An 18270-nucleotide genomic window follows, 5' to 3' on the forward strand; every position below is an offset into this window, starting at 1 on the left:
ATCCTGCTTTATGATTACTTAGTACCTGCTGAAAATGATTGAGTGATGCTGAATCCTATTTCGTCAATGTTATAAGTCAGATCATCAATTTTGCTTGTGAAGAAGTTGTATGCAATGATGGCTAAAGCTGAAGCTGCAATACCCAATGCAGTGTTGATAAGTGCTTCAGAGATACCGTTCGCAAGAGCAACTGCATCTGGAGAACCTGCAGTAGCAAGTGCTGCGAACGCTTTTATCATACCAATTACAGTTCCTAATAGACCAGTAAGAGTAGCAACGGATGCAAGAGTAGCTATAATTGTAAGGTTTTTCTCAAGCATTGGAAGTTCCAGTGAAGTAGCTTCTTCAAGCTCTTTCTGTATTGAAGCCAGTTTCTGATCTTTGCTCAGTCCAGCCTCTTTAGACAGACCTTCATATTTATAAAGAACAGACTTAACTACGTTTCCTACAGAACCTTTTTGTTTATCGCACTCTTCAATAGCAGCTCTGATATCATTTGAAGAAAGATAACCTTTAATTTTTCTGATGAAAGAATTCACCGAACCACTGCCTGATGCTTTTGTTATAGTAATGATTCTTTCAATTGAAAAAACAAGTACCATTAAATTGAATGACATTAGAATTGGTACAATCAAACCACCTTTATAAACTATACCAAGATAGTTCCCTTCTTTTGGATGGTTTGCAATATTATCACCCTGAAAGTTAGCAGGATTACCCAACACTTTGAAATAAAGAATGAAACTGAAAAGAATTGCCAATACGATGGCTGCCACAGCGAACCAGGAATTAAATTTTCCCGTAGAAGAAGTTTGATTTTCCATTTTGTTTTTAAATGACTATTGAACTCTGTTATTAAATCTGTTTACAAAATTATACTATACCTATAAATTTAGACACCGAATAAATGTTAAGAAATTGTTAAAATAAAATTTTGTCAAAATCGGCCCATCACCCTATTACCCTATAGGAATAATAGACAAATATACCTTCTTTTTAAGAAAAAAAAAATCTGAGCTAAATTTTATGCTTATTTAATAACAATATTTTAAAACATTTATTTTTTGATAACACTAAAACCTACAAATTTATTGCATGAAAAATATAACAATTATCGGATCGGGTACTATGGGCAATGGAATAGCTCACGTTTTTGCTCAATTCGGATATGAAGTAAGCCTTTGTGATGTATCTGCCGGAGCACTCGAAACCGGACTGAAAAACATTCAGCAAAATATTGAACGCCAAATTAAAAAAGAAATAATAAAACCCGAGCAGAAATCTGAAATTCTATCAAAAATAAAAACATTTACTTTACTAAATGATGGAGTAAAAAATGCGGATCTGATTATTGAAGCTGCAACGGAAAATCAAGATGTTAAATTAAATTTATTCCGGGAATTAGATTCTATAGCCCCACAATCCTCCATTCTGGCAACAAATACATCTTCTATTTCCATTACCAAAATTGCAGCTGTAACAAAACGACCTGACAAAGTAATAGGGATGCACTTTATGAACCCTGTACCCGTCATGAAACTGGTTGAAGTCATTAATGGGTATTCAACGTCCAAACTGACGACCGAAACAATTATGGAAATCTCAGTTAAGCTTGAAAAAATTCCTGTTGAAGTTAATGACTATCCGGGATTTGTGGCAAACAGAATCCTCATGCCTATGATTAATGAATCTATTTTTAGTCTTTTCGAAGGAGTTGCCGGAGTAACGGAAATAGATACTGTTATGAAACTTGGAATGGCGCATCCAATGGGTCCATTGCAATTGGCTGATTTCATTGGATTAGATGTTTGCCTGGCTATTCTAAGAGTGCTGCATGACGGACTGGGAAATCCTAAATATGCTCCTTGTCCTCTTTTGGTAAATATGGTGGAAGCCGGGCATAAAGGTGTGAAGTCGGGCATAGGATTTTATGATTATAACAAGAGTGGAAAAGACAAATTGATTCCAGCTGAAAGATTTTTATAAAAATACACTATTATAATATATAGTGTATTTTTACCAGTCACCTCATTTCTCATAGAGAATCTACGATTCCCAAAATTCCTGAATAGCCTTTTCAGAATATTCAAAATCCCTCTTGCCAGATGGGATGTTTATGTTAAAATCTAAACATTCCTTATAACATTCATGATCTAATTTGAGAGGAAAACCTAAATCAATAGATTTGATAAAATTAATCAGGCCATAGATTTTTTGAATAGAATTAAATCATCTGGTAAAAAGCTGGAGTTTGCCAGGGCCTGCTTTTTGAACTTTAATCTCCTTAAAATGATCCAATATTGACTAATTATTATCAGTCTACTTCAACTAGAAATAATCCAAAATGGATAATAAAAACAATAACCTTCAATAGTTAATAGCACTCACAAATAGTTAAAAAATGAGACAGAATAATGAAGGAAAAAATATCCCAAAATCATGAATGGAATTTTTACGACTAAATATGTTTTTTAATAATTCAAAGATTTTCAATGCTGGTTTTAGAAGTATTACAGTAAAATTGATTGGTAATGGAATAAATCAAAATTTCTGAAAATTTTGATTTTTTCAGAATGTACATCTTGTAAATGAAACTACCAGTATATCTTATTGCAAAAAACTCATTTTAAACAAATTACCTTAACAAAGTTAAAGTAACTCATTAACACAAAACATAAAAAAGACCCTGAAATCTCATTAATAAATTCCAGGGTCCTGATTTACGATATTTGATAATTATTAAACTGCTACATCATTTTCTCTTAATGCATCATTAAGAGATGTCTTAAGGTCTGTACTTGGTTTTCTTTTCCCAATAATCAATGCACAAGGAACCTGAAAGTCACCTGCAGGGAATTTTTTTGTGTAAGAACCTGGAATTACAACCGATCTTTCCGGCACAAACCCTTTATATTCAACAGGTTTATCCCCTGTCACATCAATCACTTTAGAACTACCTGTAAGACAAACATTTGCCCCTATAACCGCTTCTTTCCCAACACGTACACCTTCCACAATTATACATCTTGATCCGATAAATGCGCCATCCTCGATGATCACTGGAGCAGCCTGAACAGGTTCTAAAACACCACCTATACCAACTCCACCACTCAAGTGAACATTTTTTCCAATCTGAGCACAGCTACCAACAGTTGCCCAAGTGTCGACCATTGTTCCTTCATCTACATAAGCGCCAATATTTACATAAGAAGGCATCATGATAACCCCTTTTGCCAGAAATGCTCCATATCTCGCAACAGCGTGAGGTACAACCCTTACTCCCAGTTTATCATATCCTTTTTTAAGCTCCATTTTATCGTGAAACTCAAGTGGACCTACTTCTGTAACCTTCATTTTCTGAATCGGGAAATAAAGAATAACTGCTTTTTTAATCCACTCATTTACCTGCCATCCATTTTCAGTTGGCTCTGCAACCCTTCTGATACCTTTATCCAGTTCTTCAATAATTGTCCTGATTGCAATTTGTACTTCCTGATCATTCAATATACTTCTGTCATTCCAGGCTCTTTCAATAATCTCTTTCATTTATAAAATGTATTAAAATATAAAAGTATTAATTTTAGTGTCAATGAGTAAAACAGCCAAAATACTTCTGGCCTCGGTGCTCAAACCGGTAAATGAGACCCGAATGTACGAAAAATTTGCAAAATCATTGCTTAAACTCAATGATGTGGAAATCCATATTGCCGGATTTTCTCCGACAAAAGATTCAAAGGCTGAAGATAAAATCTTCTTTCACACCTTATTTTCAGAATCCAGATTACACATTTCCAGAATCGGAGCCCAATTAAAATTATTCAGACTTTTACTTAAAGTAAAACCTCAACTAATGATCATTACTACCTATGAGATTCTGATAGTTAGCATTATATACAAATTATTCTCTGGAACTGTATTAATCTATGATATTCAGGAAAATTATTACCGTAATATCCGCTTCACTCCAACTTTCCCTCCTTTCATTCGAAATATAATTGCAAGTGGGGTTCGATTTATTGAAATGCTGACAAGGCCATTAATAGATTTTTATTTGCTTGCGGAAAGAAATTACGAATCCGAGTTTTCCTTTTCCAAAAACAAAAGCTGTATTATTGAGAATAAATTTAAAAATGAGGGAATTAGCCCTGTTTTAAAACAAGAATTAAGGATTAATCCAAAGAGCGGTATTCGATTTTTATATTCTGGTACAATTGCTGAAGTTTATGGAATATTTAAAACAATAGAACTTATAATAAAACTCCATGAGTTAAATTCAAATATCACTTTAACCATCATAGGGTATTCACCTAAAAAAGAAACACTTAAAGTGGTAAAATCAGAAATTAGAAATTATCCTTTCATCCACCTCCTCGGAGGAGATACACCAGTTGCCCATTCCGATATCTTAAATGAAATTCACAATTCTGATATAGGAATTCTGAGCTACCTTCCCAATAAAAGCACTGAAAATTGTATTCCAACCAAATTATACGAATACCTCTCATTGTATCTTCCAATGATCATTCCTCCGAATCCCATTTGGACTTCAATTACATCCCCATACAATGCATCTGTCACTTTTGATTTCAACAACTCTAAACCTGAAGAACTTCTTGAAAATTTAAGTCAACACATTTTTTTTACCTCAAAACCAGAACATACCTCCTGGGATTCTGAAGAAATTAAACTCCTCCAGATTGTCAAAACCATATTAAACCGCTAAAAGCAAACACAATACAATAAATCTAAATTTTTTTTTAGGCAAACCTAAATTATTGTATATTTGTATTACAATTAGGCTGAATCATGCTGCTGAGTTATACTGAAGAAAACTACCTTAAAGCGATTTACCACCTTTCCGAGGATGGCAAATTTGACGTTTCAACAAATGCCATTTCAGATGCTTTAAATACCAAGCCCGCATCTGTTAGTGATATGCTCAAAAAACTTTCGCAGAAAGAAGTCATTAACTACATAAAATATCAAGGTGTTTCATTAACACCAAGTGGCCTAAAGATCGCTTTACAGATAATTCGCAAACACAGGCTTTGGGAAGTTTTTCTGGTAGAGAAGTTAAATTTTAACTGGGATGAAGTTCATGAAATTGCAGAACAACTTGAGCACATTCAATCTAACTTGCTCATAGAGAGGCTAGATGAATTCTTAGGCTTCCCTCCTTTTGATCCTCATGGAGACCCGATTCCTAATGGGCGGGGAGAAATGAAAGCAAAGAAACATACTCCTTTATCAGAGACGGATTTACATAACCAGGGAAAAGTAATAGGATTGAAAGAGACCTCCCCTTTATTTCTTCAATATCTTGATAAAGCGGGAATTTATATAGGGGCAAAAATTAAGGTAATGGACAAAATTGAATTTGACGGTTCTCTAGAAATCCTGATTGATAATAAAAAAACGATACTTGTCTCAAATGAAGTAGCCAAAAACATTCTCATCGCAGAATCATGAAAAAATACAATTACACTCTATTCACAATATTTTTCATAGTCTTTTCAGGATCCATTTTTTCCTGTTCTGACAAAGCTCCCCAAAAGAAGAAAAAACTATTAATTGTAACAACAACAGGTATGATTGCAGATGCAGTAAAAAACATTGCTGACACCTCTGCAGATGTTGTTGCGCTCATGGGACCAGGGGTTGATCCGCATCTTTATAAGGCTACTCATGGAGATCTTGAGAAGCTTTCGGAAGCAGATATTATCTTCTATAATGGTTTGCACCTTGAGGGGAAAATGGCAGAAATTCTGGAAAAGCTAGCCAAAACAAAACCTGTAATTCCGGTTTCCAACGGCATTCCTCATAACCTTCTAATGACTGCTCCTCAATTTGCCAATGCATTTGATCCCCATATTTGGTTTGATGTACATCTCTGGACAAAATCTGTTGCAGAAATTTATAATAACCTTACAAGGATCAATAATTCGAAAAAAGATTACTACGAGCATAATGCTGCAAAGTATTTAAAACAACTCGACTCTCTTGATAAGTGGGTAAAACATGAAATTCAGTCTATTCCTCAGGAAAGAAGGGTTTTGATTACGGCACATGATGCTTTCGGATATTTCGGTAAAGCTTATGCAATTGAGGTAAAAGGTCTCCAAGGTATTTCTACCTCATCTGATTTTGGATTAAATGATATTACCGGCCTTGTAAATTTCATTGTTTCGAGAAAAATTAAAGCTGTTTTTGTAGAGTCTTCCGTGTCTCCCAAAGCTATCGAAGCAGTAGTGAAAGGAGTAAAAGAAAAAGGACATGAAATCTCAATTGGTGGCACCTTATACAGTGATGCGATGGGTGCTCAGGGAACATTTGAAGGCACCTATATCGGAATGGTTACCAGCAATGTACAAAAAATCACTTTTGCCCTAAAGTAAACTATAAATATATCAGAACTTTATGATTATTCAGGTTCCAAATCCAATATTAGAAGTCCACGATCTCACAGTGGCATATCATAGGAAACCGGTTTTATGGGGAGTAGATTTAACCCTGCCAGCAGGCTCTCTTACCGGTATCATTGGTCCTAATGGAGCCGGTAAATCTACACTAATCAAAGCAATTATGGGACTGATTCCTCTCAGCAGTGGTTTTGTGAGGTTATTTGGTAAGGAGCTGGACGAAGTGAGGCAAAAAGTGAGCTATGTACCACAAAGAGAATCTGTTGACTGGGATTTCCCTGCTTCAGCATTGGATGTTGTACTAATGGGAAGGTATAGTCAGATCGGATTATTTAATAGGCCAAGGAAAGCAGATAAAGAAGTTGCGATGGAGTGTCTTAGAAAAGTAGGTCTTGAAAATTTTGCAAACAGACAGATTTCTCAACTTTCAGGAGGTCAGCAACAAAGGGTGTTTCTAGCCAGAGCTCTGGCTCAGGATGCAGACATTTATTTTATGGACGAGCCATTTGCAGGAGTAGATGCTGCGACAGAAGCTGCAATCATTGAGATTCTCAGGAATATGACAACATCCGGAAAAACAGTAGTTGTTGTGCATCATGATTTACAGTCTGCCATCACCTATTTTAACTGGGTTTTATTATTAAATATGCGCTTAGTCGCTTCTGGCCCGACAGAGAAAGTATTCACTCAGGACCTTCTACAAGAAACCTATGGAGGAAAACTAACTGTACTGGCCAAAGTCGGCGATTTGCTGGAGAAACAGCAATTTCCGTCCCGAGAGGATAAAGCTTAAAGCCTAAAGTTGAAAGTAAAAAGTTGAAAGTTGAAAGTTGAAGTGTTTACACATGAAAATAGCAACAATAGGATATGCAAATGATAGAAATGAATCTAGCTTCTTTATGACATTTTACAAGATGGCTTTAAATTAATATTATTAAACTAAATGACTTTAAGCTTTAAGCTTTCAACTTTAAGCTTCATAACATATGAAATTCTTTGAATTCTTCTCATTTACTGATCCTAATATAAGATATGTTGTAGCAGGTTCGATACTTATGACCGTCTGCTCAGCGGTAGTGGGATGTTTTACATTTCTGAGAAAAAGAGCTTTGATCGGTGATGCTGTTGCCCATTCTGTATTGCCTGGAGTTTGCCTCTCTTTTTTATTAACCGGGGATAAAAATCCATTTGTACTTTTAATAGGTGCTTTTATTACTGGTGGACTAAGCATTTTTCTGGTAGAATTTATTTCGTCCAAAACCAAACTTAAAGAAGATAGTGCAATTGGTATAGTCCTTTCTGTTTTTTTCGGAATCGGGATTTTATTACTGACAGCTATTCAGCATGGCGGAAACGCCAACCAAAGTGGGTTAGACAGCTTTTTATTTGGAAAAGCAGCCTCCATTCTCCCGGAGGATCTTTATAGCTTTGGACTTGTAGGTATCATACTACTAATCGGTGTATTTTTCTTTTTTAAAGAATTTACCCTCATTTCGTTTGACAGAAATTTTGCAGAGGCAATAGGATTACCAGTAAAAATGCTGGAATTTATGCTCACATCTATTACTGTACTGGCTGTAGTTACCGGCATTCAGGCGGTCGGAGTGGTTTTAATGGCTGCTATGCTCATTACACCTGCCGCCGCTGCAAGGTATTGGACTCATAACCTGACCATTATGATGCTGGTGGCGGCAATGATGGGTGCTTTTTCCGGGATTTTCGGTGCATACATCTCTTACCTTGCTCCTTCCATGCCAACGGGCCCCTGGATCGTAATGGTAATTTCCATGATCGCCATTATATCCTTTACTTTCGCTCCTGTCAAGGGTGTATTTGCAAGACTGCGCAAACAAATAAAGAACCAGAAACAAATCACAGACGAAAATATTCTGAAGCTTTTCTTTCAGTTGGGAGAAAAAGATCAGGACTTCTTTACACAAAGATCCATTCATACCTTGCTTGAGAGAAGACCAATGCGAAAGGACCATTTGAAAAATGGACTTGCCAGGTTAACCGAACAAGGTTTTCTTAATAAAACTAAGGATCATTGGAAATTTACAGAAGCTGGAAAAGCAAAAGGTCAAAGAATAGCAAGATTACACAGGCTCTGGGAATTATACCTGACACAATATCTTCAGCTTGCACCTGATCATGTACATGATGATGCTGAAACTATTGAACACATCATTACTCCGGAACTGGAATCTAAAATATTGGAACAGTTGCAGTATCCCAAAGTGGATCCTCATGATACCAAAATCCCTTATAAAGATTTTTAAGTAGATAGGAATGAATGAAATTATAAATTAAAGAAAAAATCAATTAGAAGAAAAACATGTCTTCATTTTGGATTATACTTACAGGAGCCTTAGTTGCAGTAACCTGCAGTCTGCTAGGTTGCTACCTGATACTAAGAAGAATGGCCATGGTAGGTGATGCCATTTCGCATGCCGTACTTCCAGGTATTGTTCTGGCATTCCTGATTTCCGGATCCAGACAAACCATTCCAATGCTTATTGGTGCAGGTATTCTTGGTATTCTTACCACTTTTCTTATAGAATTCCTTCATAAAAAAGCGAGGTTACAAGAGGATGCCTCCATTGGCGTAACCTTTACTTGGTTGTTTGCTCTAGGCGTAATCCTGATTTCGGTTTTTGCCAATAAAGTTGATATAGACCAGGAATGTGTTTTATATGGGGAAATAGCCTATGTGCCACTAGATGTTTGGATAACAGATTCCGGATTAAACCTTGGTCCTCAAGCCATCTGGATCATGGGAAGCATACTTGTGCTGGTATTGATTACAATTTTAACATCCTATAAGGAATTGCTGGTGACCACTTTTGATCCGTCCTATGCTGCAGCTATTGGTTATAGTACAGCTTTGTGGCACTATATTCTTATGAGTATGGTATCCCTGGCAACAGTTGCCAGCTTTGAATCTGTGGGTGCTATTCTGGTAGTAGCTTTTTTGATTGTTCCGGCAGCAACTGCTTACCTTCTTACAGATCGTTTTGAATTAATGCTTGTTTGGGCTGGAATATTCGGAATTTTAAGTTCTATTTCGGGTTATGTTCTTGCTACTCAAATTGACGGCTCTATTGCTGGTGCGATGGCAACAATGACAGGAGTTATATTTGCTCTTGCCTTTATATTTTCGCCAAGGTATGGGCTTTTCAGGAAAAAAAACCAAACTTACAAAACTGGAATGATCATTGAGGAGAGCAAAGGAAGGATTTCTTTTAAAAATCAGTAATAATCCCGGTCAAATGGGATTGTCAAACAGGTTTATTAAAAACTAAATCCCTAAAATTTCGGTTACCTAAAGAGTTTTTTCTAAATATATCTAAATGAAAAAAGTACTTATAATTTCTGCACTTTCTATTTGCATTTCCCTTACAGGATTTACTATTCTCCATAAGCCAATTGTTAATGCGACCAGCATTTCATTGGAACATCCCACTAAAAATGAAGGAGTTAATTGGTTAAGTTATGATGAGGCAATTAAACTGAATGCTAAAAAGCCAAGGAAAATATTTATAGATGTTTATACTGACTGGTGCGGATGGTGTAAAAAGATGGATAAAGCCACATTGAGCGATCCGAAAATTGCCGAGTATCTGAATAAAAAATATTACGCTGTAAAACTGAATGCAGAAAGCGGCAAAATGATAAAATACAAAGGAAAAGATATTTCAGAAAGAGACCTTGCCAGAACTATCTTTAATGCAACCGGTTACCCTACTACTGTATATCTCGACAGCAATGAAAACCTCCTTTCTCCTGTTCCAGGCTATTTGGATGTTGATATTTTGGATAAAATTTTACATTATTACGGAGAGGAACACTATAAGACAAAAACCTGGGAGCAATTTCAGCAGTCTTACAGTCCCGATGCCAACTAACCCCATTTAAGTGGAACCTCATAGTAGAAACATAGAAAGTGAAGATACAATTGCCGCTCTTGCCACCGCTTCAGGTGTAGGGGCTATTGCGGTAATCAGGATATCCGGCAAAGATGCCATTCCTGTAACACAAAAGATATTTAAAGGTAAGGATTTAGCAACTGCAGCATCGCACACCATTCATTTCGGAACTATACGAGATGGAGATAAAATTTTAGATGAAGTAGTTGTTTCTCTTTTTAAAGGACCAAACTCTTTTACCAGAGAGGATGTCATTGAAATCTCCTGCCACGGTTCAGAGTATATTGTAAAACAACTCCTTCAACTACTGATCAGAAATGGTGTAAGGCTTGCCAAACCAGGTGAGTTTACCAAAAGAGCTTTCTTAAACGGTCGTTTCGACCTTGCTCAGGCAGAAGCTATTGCAGACCTTATATATTCTGAGACTGAAGCTGCGCACCAGGCAGCGATGAATCAGATGAGAGGTGGTTTTTCCCTCGAAATAAAAAAACTGAGAGAACAACTCATCAACTTTGCATCTCTGATAGAACTGGAGCTGGACTTCAGTGAAGAAGATGTTGAGTTTGCGGACAGATCTCAATTAAAGAGCCTTATTTATGAAATTAAAAGAGTAATTGATCATCTGATCAGCTCTTTTGATGTTGGTAATGTTATAAAAAACGGTGTACCAACTGTTATTGCCGGAAAGCCCAATGCGGGTAAATCCACGCTTCTCAATGTATTGCTCAATGAAGAAAGAGCGATAGTTTCTGAAATACCAGGTACTACCCGCGACTTTATTGAGGATGAAATGGTGTTGGAAGGAATTCGTTTTCGTTTTATTGACACTGCTGGTTTGAGGGATTCATCTGATAAGATCGAATCAATAGGTATTGAGCGCACCAAACAAAAGATGAAGCAGGCCAGCCTCATCATTTATTTGTTTGATGTTAATTCTACTTCAGAAAAGGAACTTAAAGAAAACCTGCTTGAATTAAAGAGTTATAATATCCCCCTTGTAGTAGTAGGCAACAAGATTGACAAGGATAAATCCAATATTATTGAATTCAGAAACTTTGATGGCATCATTTTTATATCAGCTGCAATGAAGGTGGGCATTGAAGAATTAAAAAACAATCTTGTGGAAATGGTAAACTTCGCCAACTTTAAGACCGGTAACGTGATTGTCACCAATGTTCGTCACTACGAAAGTCTTATCAAGTCAAGAGATGCCTTAAAAGCTGCTTTAGAGGCATTAGACGACGGTATCTCGGGCGAGCTTCTTGCTCAGGACATACGGAGCTCTTTGATTTATCTTGGAGAGATTACCGGAGAAATAACTACAGACGATTTACTAGGAAATATTTTTAGTAAGTTCTGTATCGGAAAGTAAGTATGAAAACAAATGAAAGTAAATGAAAACAAACACCTGATTTACAGTTTGTTATGAAAAATATTTTCATACTTTTGGTTGACTCTTTCATTTAAGTACCCGTACTTTGTTACTAATTTGTTACTATTTATTCATTAGTAACAAATAGTAACATAAAACTGGTAAAATATGAAAGTAACATTGCGAGAAAAAAGAGGAAAAGAGAAAAGTAGTCTCTACCTTGAATACTATAAAAATGGGAAAAGGCAATATGAATTTTTAAAACTTAAAATTTTTAACTCTCCTACTACTTCCGAACAACGCAAACAAAATAAAGAGACCCTAGCTTTAGCTGAAAAAATCAGAGCGAAAAGATTATTAGAACTTCAATCTCTAAGTCATGGTTTCGTTCCTGAATTTAAAAAGCAAACAGATTTTTTAGAGTATTTTAAAATGCTTGTAGAAGACAAGAATTCAAGCAAGAGTAATTTTGATAGCTGGAACTCATGTTATCAACAATTAAAGAAGTTTGCAAAGCCAGGAATTACTTTTGCTGATATTGATGAAAATCTGATTAATAAATTCAAGGAACATCTGTTGAAAGAAGTATCTCAAAACAGTGCATCTACTTATTTTAATAAATTTCGTGCAAGCTTACGGATAGCTTTCGAAAATAAAATCATTAATGATAATCCTGCGAAAAGAATAAAGGGAATTAAACAAGAAGATCCTGAAAGGGAATATTTAACAGAAGAAGAGGTACAATCATTAATTGTTACTGATTGCGAATTCCCAATTTTAAAAAGAGCATTTATCTTTAGTTGCCTAAGTGGTCTGCGTTGGTCCGACTGCATCGAAATTAAGTGGTCAAATTTACAATATTCAAAACATGATGGCTGGCGCCTAACTTTTCGCCAGGTAAAAACTAAGGGACAAGAATATCTACCAATTACAAATCAAACCAGGGAATGGCTTGGCCAAGAAGGGCCTCCCGAAGAGAAAATATTTAAGGGGCTCAGATATAGTGCTTGGTATAATTTGAAATTAGCACAATGGGTTATGAAAGCTGGGATTACTAAAAAAATAACCTTTCATTGCGCAAGACATACTCATGCTACCCTTCTCATTGCACATCAAACAGACCTGTATATGGTAATGAAAATCCTTGGACATAAGAATATTAAAACCACACAGATATATGCAAAAATTATGGATAAAAATAAAACTAAAGCTGTAAATAACATTCCAACATTCAATTTTTAAAATTTAATTTATGGCCAAAAAATATAACTCAGAAGAAGAAATTACAAGTGATTTCAAAGAACTTTATAAAAAACTCTTAGAATCTGAGATTCCCAAACCTATCATTTTCGATGCACTTTTAAATATATTAACTAATAGTTTAAAGTTTAAAGGCAATAAACTGATTAAAGGGAATGAACTCCTTTCTGTACAAGAAAGTAAACTATATAGGAATGGTTATGAAAGTGTAATGTCTTTTATTTATCTAGAAAAAATAAACTATGAATACAAGCTTAAACAATTTGGCATAAACGTAGATGATGATGATGTTTATACAATTGAATATGAGATTCTCTTAAAAAAATTTGGCTTTGAATCACCGTGGAATATTTTTAATGACCATAAAATAGAAACACCAACATTTAATTGGCTTAAATCAAATGAACTTCTCAAAAAACTATTCTCATTACTTACTTTATATAAATTAATTGATGCAAATGAAGATGATTTTTTAAGTATTTTTTCTGGAATGAAACTTAATAGACAACTTAAAATTACGTGGAATGCAACTGAACCTGACCTTGCTTATTTAATTGATCAATTAACGGAATATAGTTTCATTCCAATAAATACTCAATATCATTCAATCATATCTAGAGGAAAATATTTTTATAATTCTTCTAATAAAGCAATTCAAAATATAAAGCAGGCCAAATATGCATTACAAGAAAAAAATTTAAACGGAACAAAAAACGGACAGATAATAGACCTAATCATTAATAAATTAAATAATCAATAATAACTATGGTCTTATAAGGACTGGTATGGTTGCGGTAAAGACTGGTAACGATACGGTAACCTAGCCCCCCAAATTATATATGTAAGTTTGCATAGTCAATACGAAATAAGACTATGCAAAAACAATCATTATCAGATACCCTCTCTTTAATTCAGCAAGTGCTGCTGAAATTATACATCAACAATAAAAATATTCTAACCTTCGAAGAAGCATTGATCTATTTAAATGTTTCTGATTCTTTTTTGTATAAGAAAACTTATACGAACGCCATTCCACACTATCAACCATCTGGAAAGCTCATATATTTTAAACGTGATGAGCTTGACCATTGGCTTCTCCAAAATAAAGTCAAGTCAAATAGCGAAATAGACAACGCAGCTAATACCTACATTTTATCAAATAAAAAAAGGTAGAAATATATTTCACTTAAAAAAATCAATCATCCAAGAACTTAAAAGAGTTATGACTAGATATAAAAAATCAAGCTACAAATATAAATACTTTGAAAGTTATGTTAAAGTGTATCTCTACCCTACAGATCAATCATTCAGAATAATAGATGCGTATTTCAAGAATAAATCTCACCATTTGAATTTAGGAAAATTAATTTTTCACATTCAATTAGTGATAACATATATAAGAGAAGAATGTAAAGGAGAATCAGACCCGCTGATCTTTGTTCCTATTAATGATGAATATAGATGGTTCCCTCTCTTAAAAGTTGACCGTAATGGGTGGATCTGGGGGGCATATCCTTTATACGGTTATGTAGTATATTTTTCAAAACCTCCCAATGATCATCAATTAAATATTGCTTTAACAGAAAAACCAATAGATGATTTAATTAAGGGTTTCTATAAAAGGGAAAAATCTCACTTACATCTAGGAACGGAACTAAGTGTACTTAAATACAAAATGAAAAGTCTGTCAACCAAATTCTCACTAAATAACTAAATAATATGACACATGAATATATAGAAATAAAAAATCCAGATGATTTGAAAATATTCTGGAGATATGATGATAACGGCAAAATAATACTTGAAAGATGGAAAATAAAAAGACTACTGGAACAAGAATTCAAAACAAATGAAAATAATAGGTCTGAATTACTGAGAGAAAAGAGAAAGAACATATTGACTATTGCAGATCGCACAGAAGTTATATCATTTATCTTAAGTATTGTAGAGTCATTTCCTCCTATTATTAAAAAATTCCCCAATGGTAAAGAATTAACTAAAGAAGACTTGGAGGAAGAAGTTCTAAAGGGTCTCAATTCCTACTTTAGCAACGATTTTTTATCAACTTTAAAGAGTCAAAAATTACAGTTATTCAAAGATCCAATTGATAAATGTTGTTTACCATTCCTGGGTAAAGTAGTCGTAACTACAATGGACACAATTGAAGAAATAGAATACAAAAACTTTGAATCCACTTTCTGGGATAAACAAATAATTAAGAAGGAATACTGCAAAATAGAATATAAGGAGAATGATGCAGTCTTTTATAAATTTTGCTACAAGATATGTAATAATGACACTAAGAGATTGTCATCATTAATGACACTTTTAGGTTATTTAATGCACACCTATAAAGATCCTTCGAAAGCATTTGCAGTGATATTCACAGATCAGGAAATATCAGATAACGATGAAGCTCAAGGAGGCGTTGGCAAGAGTATTCTTGGAAGAGCCCTATCTTACGTGAGAAGAGTAAGCTATTTTGATGGAAGGAATCAAAGAGTCAAAGATATAAATGCATTTTCCGGATTTGAGAGATATACTGAAATCTATTTAATGGAGGACATGAATAAGAATTTCAATTTTGATTCCATGATTCAGGTAATTACAGGAATACTACCATTAAAGAAACTTTGGGAAAATGTAGATAATATCTCATTTAAAGAGAGTGGTAAATTTTGCATGACTTGTAACTACATTCCAACTGGGTCTGGGGGATATAGCGAAGAGAGAAGACAAGAATATTTTGAAGTAGGAAATTATTTCGGTAAAAACAAAACGCCACTATCAGAGTTCGGGCATAGGCTATTCGACGAATGGGATGATGAAGAGTGGAATAAATTCTACGCTTTCATGATAGAGTGTGTCCAATTATACTTGAGGCATGGAATTATCTCTGCGAAAAAAATCAACGTAGTTGCGAAGCAAATAATTCAAAGAACTAATCTTGACTTCTATAACTATTTCCACCCCAGATTTACCGAGGGACAAAAAGTTTGGGATAAAGAATCTGAACTTAAAAATTTTGTCAAATTATACCCTGACTATCGCAGAATTTCTGCCAGACAATTTACGTCTTGGATATTCCAGTACCTTAGGTTAAATAACATCGATTATACGCAGGAACCTGCAGACCTCAGAAAAAGGATAATTATTTTATAATCTCCTTATAGCAATATCATTACGTTCAACTTTTCTACTTCCTGCATAACTGCATAAGAATTTAAGCTTTTAGGTTGAGTAAGACTCTAGATTTTTAATAAGTCAAAAGTCCTGCTTGTAATAATATTGTATCAAACAGACACTTTTTGTCTGCTTTCACTTCTTTAATTAATATTTATTATCACTATTAATTACTAAACATTAAAATCAATGTACGACAATATATTAATCAAAATAGATGCACATACTCTAGGTAAAGAAAACCTATTTATTGAATTATCAAATCTACCATTCGAAACAACCATTGAAAGTAAAGATGGTGTTATACAAAAATTAAAATTCAAAGTAGATAATTTAATAGTAGAAGTAAAAGAAAAAGAAATTGTAATTAAAGGAAGTATTTGCAAATACTATCACGGAACAAATCAATATACTTTAACGAGGATAGCAACAGAAAAAGCTTTTGATAAACTTTCAAAAGCGTTAAAACTACCAATTCAAAATTTCTCAGTAATGCTATTTGAAGCTGCTTCAAATATAATTGTTGACAATGAAGTTGAGTTCTACTTTAGGTTATTAGGCCCACTTCAAGGTTATAAAACTTCACCATTTATAAATGGGACTTTGTATTATGAAAACTCATATAGAAAGTTAACCTTTTATGACAAAACAAGACAAACAGATGCTTATGGCATTAATAGAATTCCAGAATTTATAAATCAAAATGTTTTACGATATGAAATTAAATTTCAAAAGTCTGTTGCATTAAAATTTTTCAGAAAAAATTTACTTGTTAAAGATTTATTTGATAAAGACTTTTACAAGGAAGTGGTTAAATATTGGAGCGACGAATATTTTAAAATTTATAAATACCAAAAATTATCGTTTGATACTTCTATTTTTAAAGACATCAGAAACCTTGAAAAACAATTAATGATTTTAGGATTAAATAGTCTTGGAGGAGAACATGTTGTTCTAGAAATGCTTGAACAAGAAAAAAATAAAGGAACATTTAAAAATACAGGAAAAGATAGAAGATTAATATATAAGCTTAAAGAGCTATGTAGTAAATCTTCTCTTGTTAAAACCTGTGAGGGAATTATTGAACTGAATAATAAAATAAAACAGGAAGCAGAGATGCAACTTCAGGAATAAACACTTTTAAAACAGCTATAGACTGCTTATAACAAGAGAACTGTTTCCCAAATAACTTTCATTACAAAATCGACAAATACTTTTATAAGCAGTCCTATAAACTTTTACTGAGTATTTAAATCAAGTTAGCTTATAGCTTACCTTCATCAGCAAAACTATAGTAATTTTCAGAAGTAATTATTATGTGATCTAATACTGGAATCTCCAGTACTTTCCCAGCTTCTTTCATTTTTTTAGTCAATTGAATGTCTGGTTCTGATGGATAGATATTGCCTGAGGGATGGTTGTGTGCTAATATAATTCCTGATGCATTCGAAAGAAGAGCTGTTTGAAAAATTATTCTTGGGTCTGCTACAGTACCAGATACTCCCCCACTACTTACCTTAGTCCAGCCTAATACTCTATTGCTTCTATTCAATAAAAGAACTATAAACTCTTCGATGTATTCAATTTTATCCATCTGCCAAATACTAAGCAATAAATTATAGGCATCTCCTGAACAAGTTATTTGAGGCAATGAAGAGGGCTTGGCTTTGTACTTATATGATAATTCAACTTCAGAAAGATTTTCAGATTTCAAAAGATTATTTACCCTTTTCCTTTTCATTCACGAAATCATTTTCGTAAACGTAGGATTGATTTACAAATGATCCAACGAAATTAATAGAATTGATATCTACCAATTGCGGTGCAATGTCAGTAATTCTTTTCTTAGCTAAAGTTTTATACATACAGTATCGGCTACAAAACTTAAAGCTCCTGACTTTATGAGGTGCTAACTTTAGTATTTTTTTACAATCTGAATTTTCACAAGTACAAGGAATCAGATCTACATACTTGATTTTGTTCACAGGTTCCTTCCCTCGGCTTGATACCTGTTTACATTTTGCGGAACAATACTTGAATGTTTTAATCAAATACATATAGCGTTCGACAATCTTATTGCAATTGCGACATCTTAGCTTGACAAGTCTGT

Annotated in this window: 19 protein-coding genes; 15 read left to right on the top strand and 4 right to left on the bottom strand. The window is 34.1% G+C overall.

The features are described 5' to 3' along the window. Positions 1-14: 14 nt before the first annotated feature. Positions 15-824 (bottom strand): MotA/TolQ/ExbB proton channel family protein, encoded by an 810-nt coding sequence (locus MYP_RS19475; RefSeq protein ID WP_045467269.1) that lies wholly within the window; start codon positions 822-824, stop codon positions 15-17. Between the two features lie 271 nt (positions 825-1095). Here MYP_RS19475 and MYP_RS19480 point away from each other — a divergent pair, with 271 nt between their 5' ends. After that, a complete protein-coding gene (locus tag MYP_RS19480; protein WP_045467270.1) occupies positions 1096-1986 on the top strand; it encodes a 3-hydroxyacyl-CoA dehydrogenase family protein in 891 nt (296 codons plus the stop codon). Between the two features lie 753 nt (positions 1987-2739). Here the strand turns inward: MYP_RS19480 and MYP_RS19485 are convergent. Continuing rightward, positions 2740-3546, bottom strand: a complete 807-nt coding sequence (locus MYP_RS19485) for a 2,3,4,5-tetrahydropyridine-2,6-dicarboxylate N-succinyltransferase (RefSeq protein WP_045467271.1) — start codon at positions 3544-3546, stop codon at positions 2740-2742. A gap of 43 nt (positions 3547-3589) precedes the next feature. Between MYP_RS19485 and MYP_RS19490 the strand changes: the two genes are divergently transcribed. The 14 genes from MYP_RS19490 to MYP_RS19555 all read left to right on the top strand — a co-directional run bounded on the left by MYP_RS19490 (position 3590) and on the right by MYP_RS19555 (position 17294). Next, positions 3590-4723 carry a hypothetical protein gene (locus MYP_RS19490; RefSeq protein ID WP_045467272.1) on the top strand — a complete coding sequence of 378 codons (1134 nt, stop codon included), beginning with the start codon at positions 3590-3592 and terminating at the stop codon, positions 4721-4723. Between the two features lie 83 nt (positions 4724-4806). After that, complete coding sequence (locus MYP_RS19495; RefSeq protein ID WP_197060138.1) at positions 4807-5469, top strand: metal-dependent transcriptional regulator; 663 nt, start codon at positions 4807-4809, stop codon at positions 5467-5469. Next, positions 5466-6395 carry a metal ABC transporter solute-binding protein, Zn/Mn family gene (locus MYP_RS19500; RefSeq protein ID WP_045467273.1) on the top strand — a complete coding sequence of 310 codons (930 nt, stop codon included), beginning with the start codon at positions 5466-5468 and terminating at the stop codon, positions 6393-6395. Before MYP_RS19495 ends, MYP_RS19500 begins: the two co-directional genes overlap by 4 nt. A 22-nt stretch (positions 6396-6417) precedes the next feature. Beyond that, positions 6418-7212, top strand: a complete 795-nt coding sequence (locus MYP_RS19505) for a metal ABC transporter ATP-binding protein (RefSeq protein WP_045467274.1) — start codon at positions 6418-6420, stop codon at positions 7210-7212. Between the two features lie 193 nt (positions 7213-7405). Further along, positions 7406-8698 carry a metal ABC transporter permease gene (locus MYP_RS19510; protein WP_045467275.1) on the top strand — a complete coding sequence of 431 codons (1293 nt, stop codon included), beginning with the start codon at positions 7406-7408 and terminating at the stop codon, positions 8696-8698. A 56-nt stretch (positions 8699-8754) separates the two neighbouring features. Further along, positions 8755-9675 (top strand): metal ABC transporter permease, encoded by a 921-nt coding sequence (locus MYP_RS19515; protein WP_045467277.1) that lies wholly within the window; start codon positions 8755-8757, stop codon positions 9673-9675. Positions 9676-9769: 94 nt separating this feature from the next. After that, positions 9770-10324 (top strand): thioredoxin family protein, encoded by a 555-nt coding sequence (locus tag MYP_RS19520; protein WP_045467279.1) that lies wholly within the window; start codon positions 9770-9772, stop codon positions 10322-10324. Between the two features lie 10 nt (positions 10325-10334). After that, on the top strand, positions 10335-11717 hold the full coding sequence (gene mnmE / locus MYP_RS19525; protein WP_045467281.1) for a tRNA uridine-5-carboxymethylaminomethyl(34) synthesis GTPase MnmE: 1383 nt from the start codon (positions 10335-10337) through the stop codon (positions 11715-11717). Between the two features lie 168 nt (positions 11718-11885). After that, a complete protein-coding gene (locus MYP_RS19530) occupies positions 11886-12959 on the top strand; it encodes a site-specific integrase (protein WP_045467283.1) in 1074 nt (357 codons plus the stop codon). A 10-nt stretch (positions 12960-12969) separates the two neighbouring features. Beyond that, on the top strand, positions 12970-13737 hold the full coding sequence (locus tag MYP_RS19535; RefSeq protein ID WP_045467285.1) for a hypothetical protein: 768 nt from the start codon (positions 12970-12972) through the stop codon (positions 13735-13737). Positions 13738-13850: 113 nt separating this feature from the next. Continuing rightward, positions 13851-14150 carry an excisionase family DNA-binding protein gene (locus MYP_RS19540; RefSeq protein ID WP_045467288.1) on the top strand — a complete coding sequence of 100 codons (300 nt, stop codon included), beginning with the start codon at positions 13851-13853 and terminating at the stop codon, positions 14148-14150. A 49-nt stretch (positions 14151-14199) separates the two neighbouring features. Next, positions 14200-14691 carry a hypothetical protein gene (locus MYP_RS19545; RefSeq protein WP_045467290.1) on the top strand — a complete coding sequence of 164 codons (492 nt, stop codon included), beginning with the start codon at positions 14200-14202 and terminating at the stop codon, positions 14689-14691. 5 nt (positions 14692-14696) lie between these two features. Then, positions 14697-16139 carry a hypothetical protein gene (locus tag MYP_RS19550; protein WP_045467292.1) on the top strand — a complete coding sequence of 481 codons (1443 nt, stop codon included), beginning with the start codon at positions 14697-14699 and terminating at the stop codon, positions 16137-16139. 210 nt (positions 16140-16349) lie between these two features. After that, the gene (locus MYP_RS19555; RefSeq protein ID WP_045467294.1) at positions 16350-17294 is read left to right on the top strand and encodes a phage/plasmid replication domain-containing protein; all 945 of its coding nucleotides are present in this window, start codon (positions 16350-16352) and stop codon (positions 17292-17294) included. A 130-nt stretch (positions 17295-17424) separates the two neighbouring features. Here MYP_RS19555 and MYP_RS19560 read toward each other — a convergent pair whose 3' ends face one another. Both MYP_RS19560 and MYP_RS26205 read right to left on the bottom strand, forming a co-directional pair. Further along, positions 17425-17901 (bottom strand): JAB domain-containing protein, encoded by a 477-nt coding sequence (locus MYP_RS19560; RefSeq protein ID WP_045467296.1) that lies wholly within the window; start codon positions 17899-17901, stop codon positions 17425-17427. Then, positions 17879-18025 (bottom strand): hypothetical protein, encoded by a 147-nt coding sequence (locus tag MYP_RS26205; protein WP_156140744.1) that lies wholly within the window; start codon positions 18023-18025, stop codon positions 17879-17881. Before MYP_RS26205 ends, MYP_RS19560 begins: the two co-directional genes overlap by 23 nt. Positions 18026-18270 lie beyond the last annotated feature (245 nt).

The sequence above is a fragment of the Sporocytophaga myxococcoides genome, assembly GCF_000775915.1.
GTDB classification, from domain to species: domain Bacteria; phylum Bacteroidota; class Bacteroidia; order Cytophagales; family Cytophagaceae; genus Sporocytophaga; species Sporocytophaga myxococcoides_A.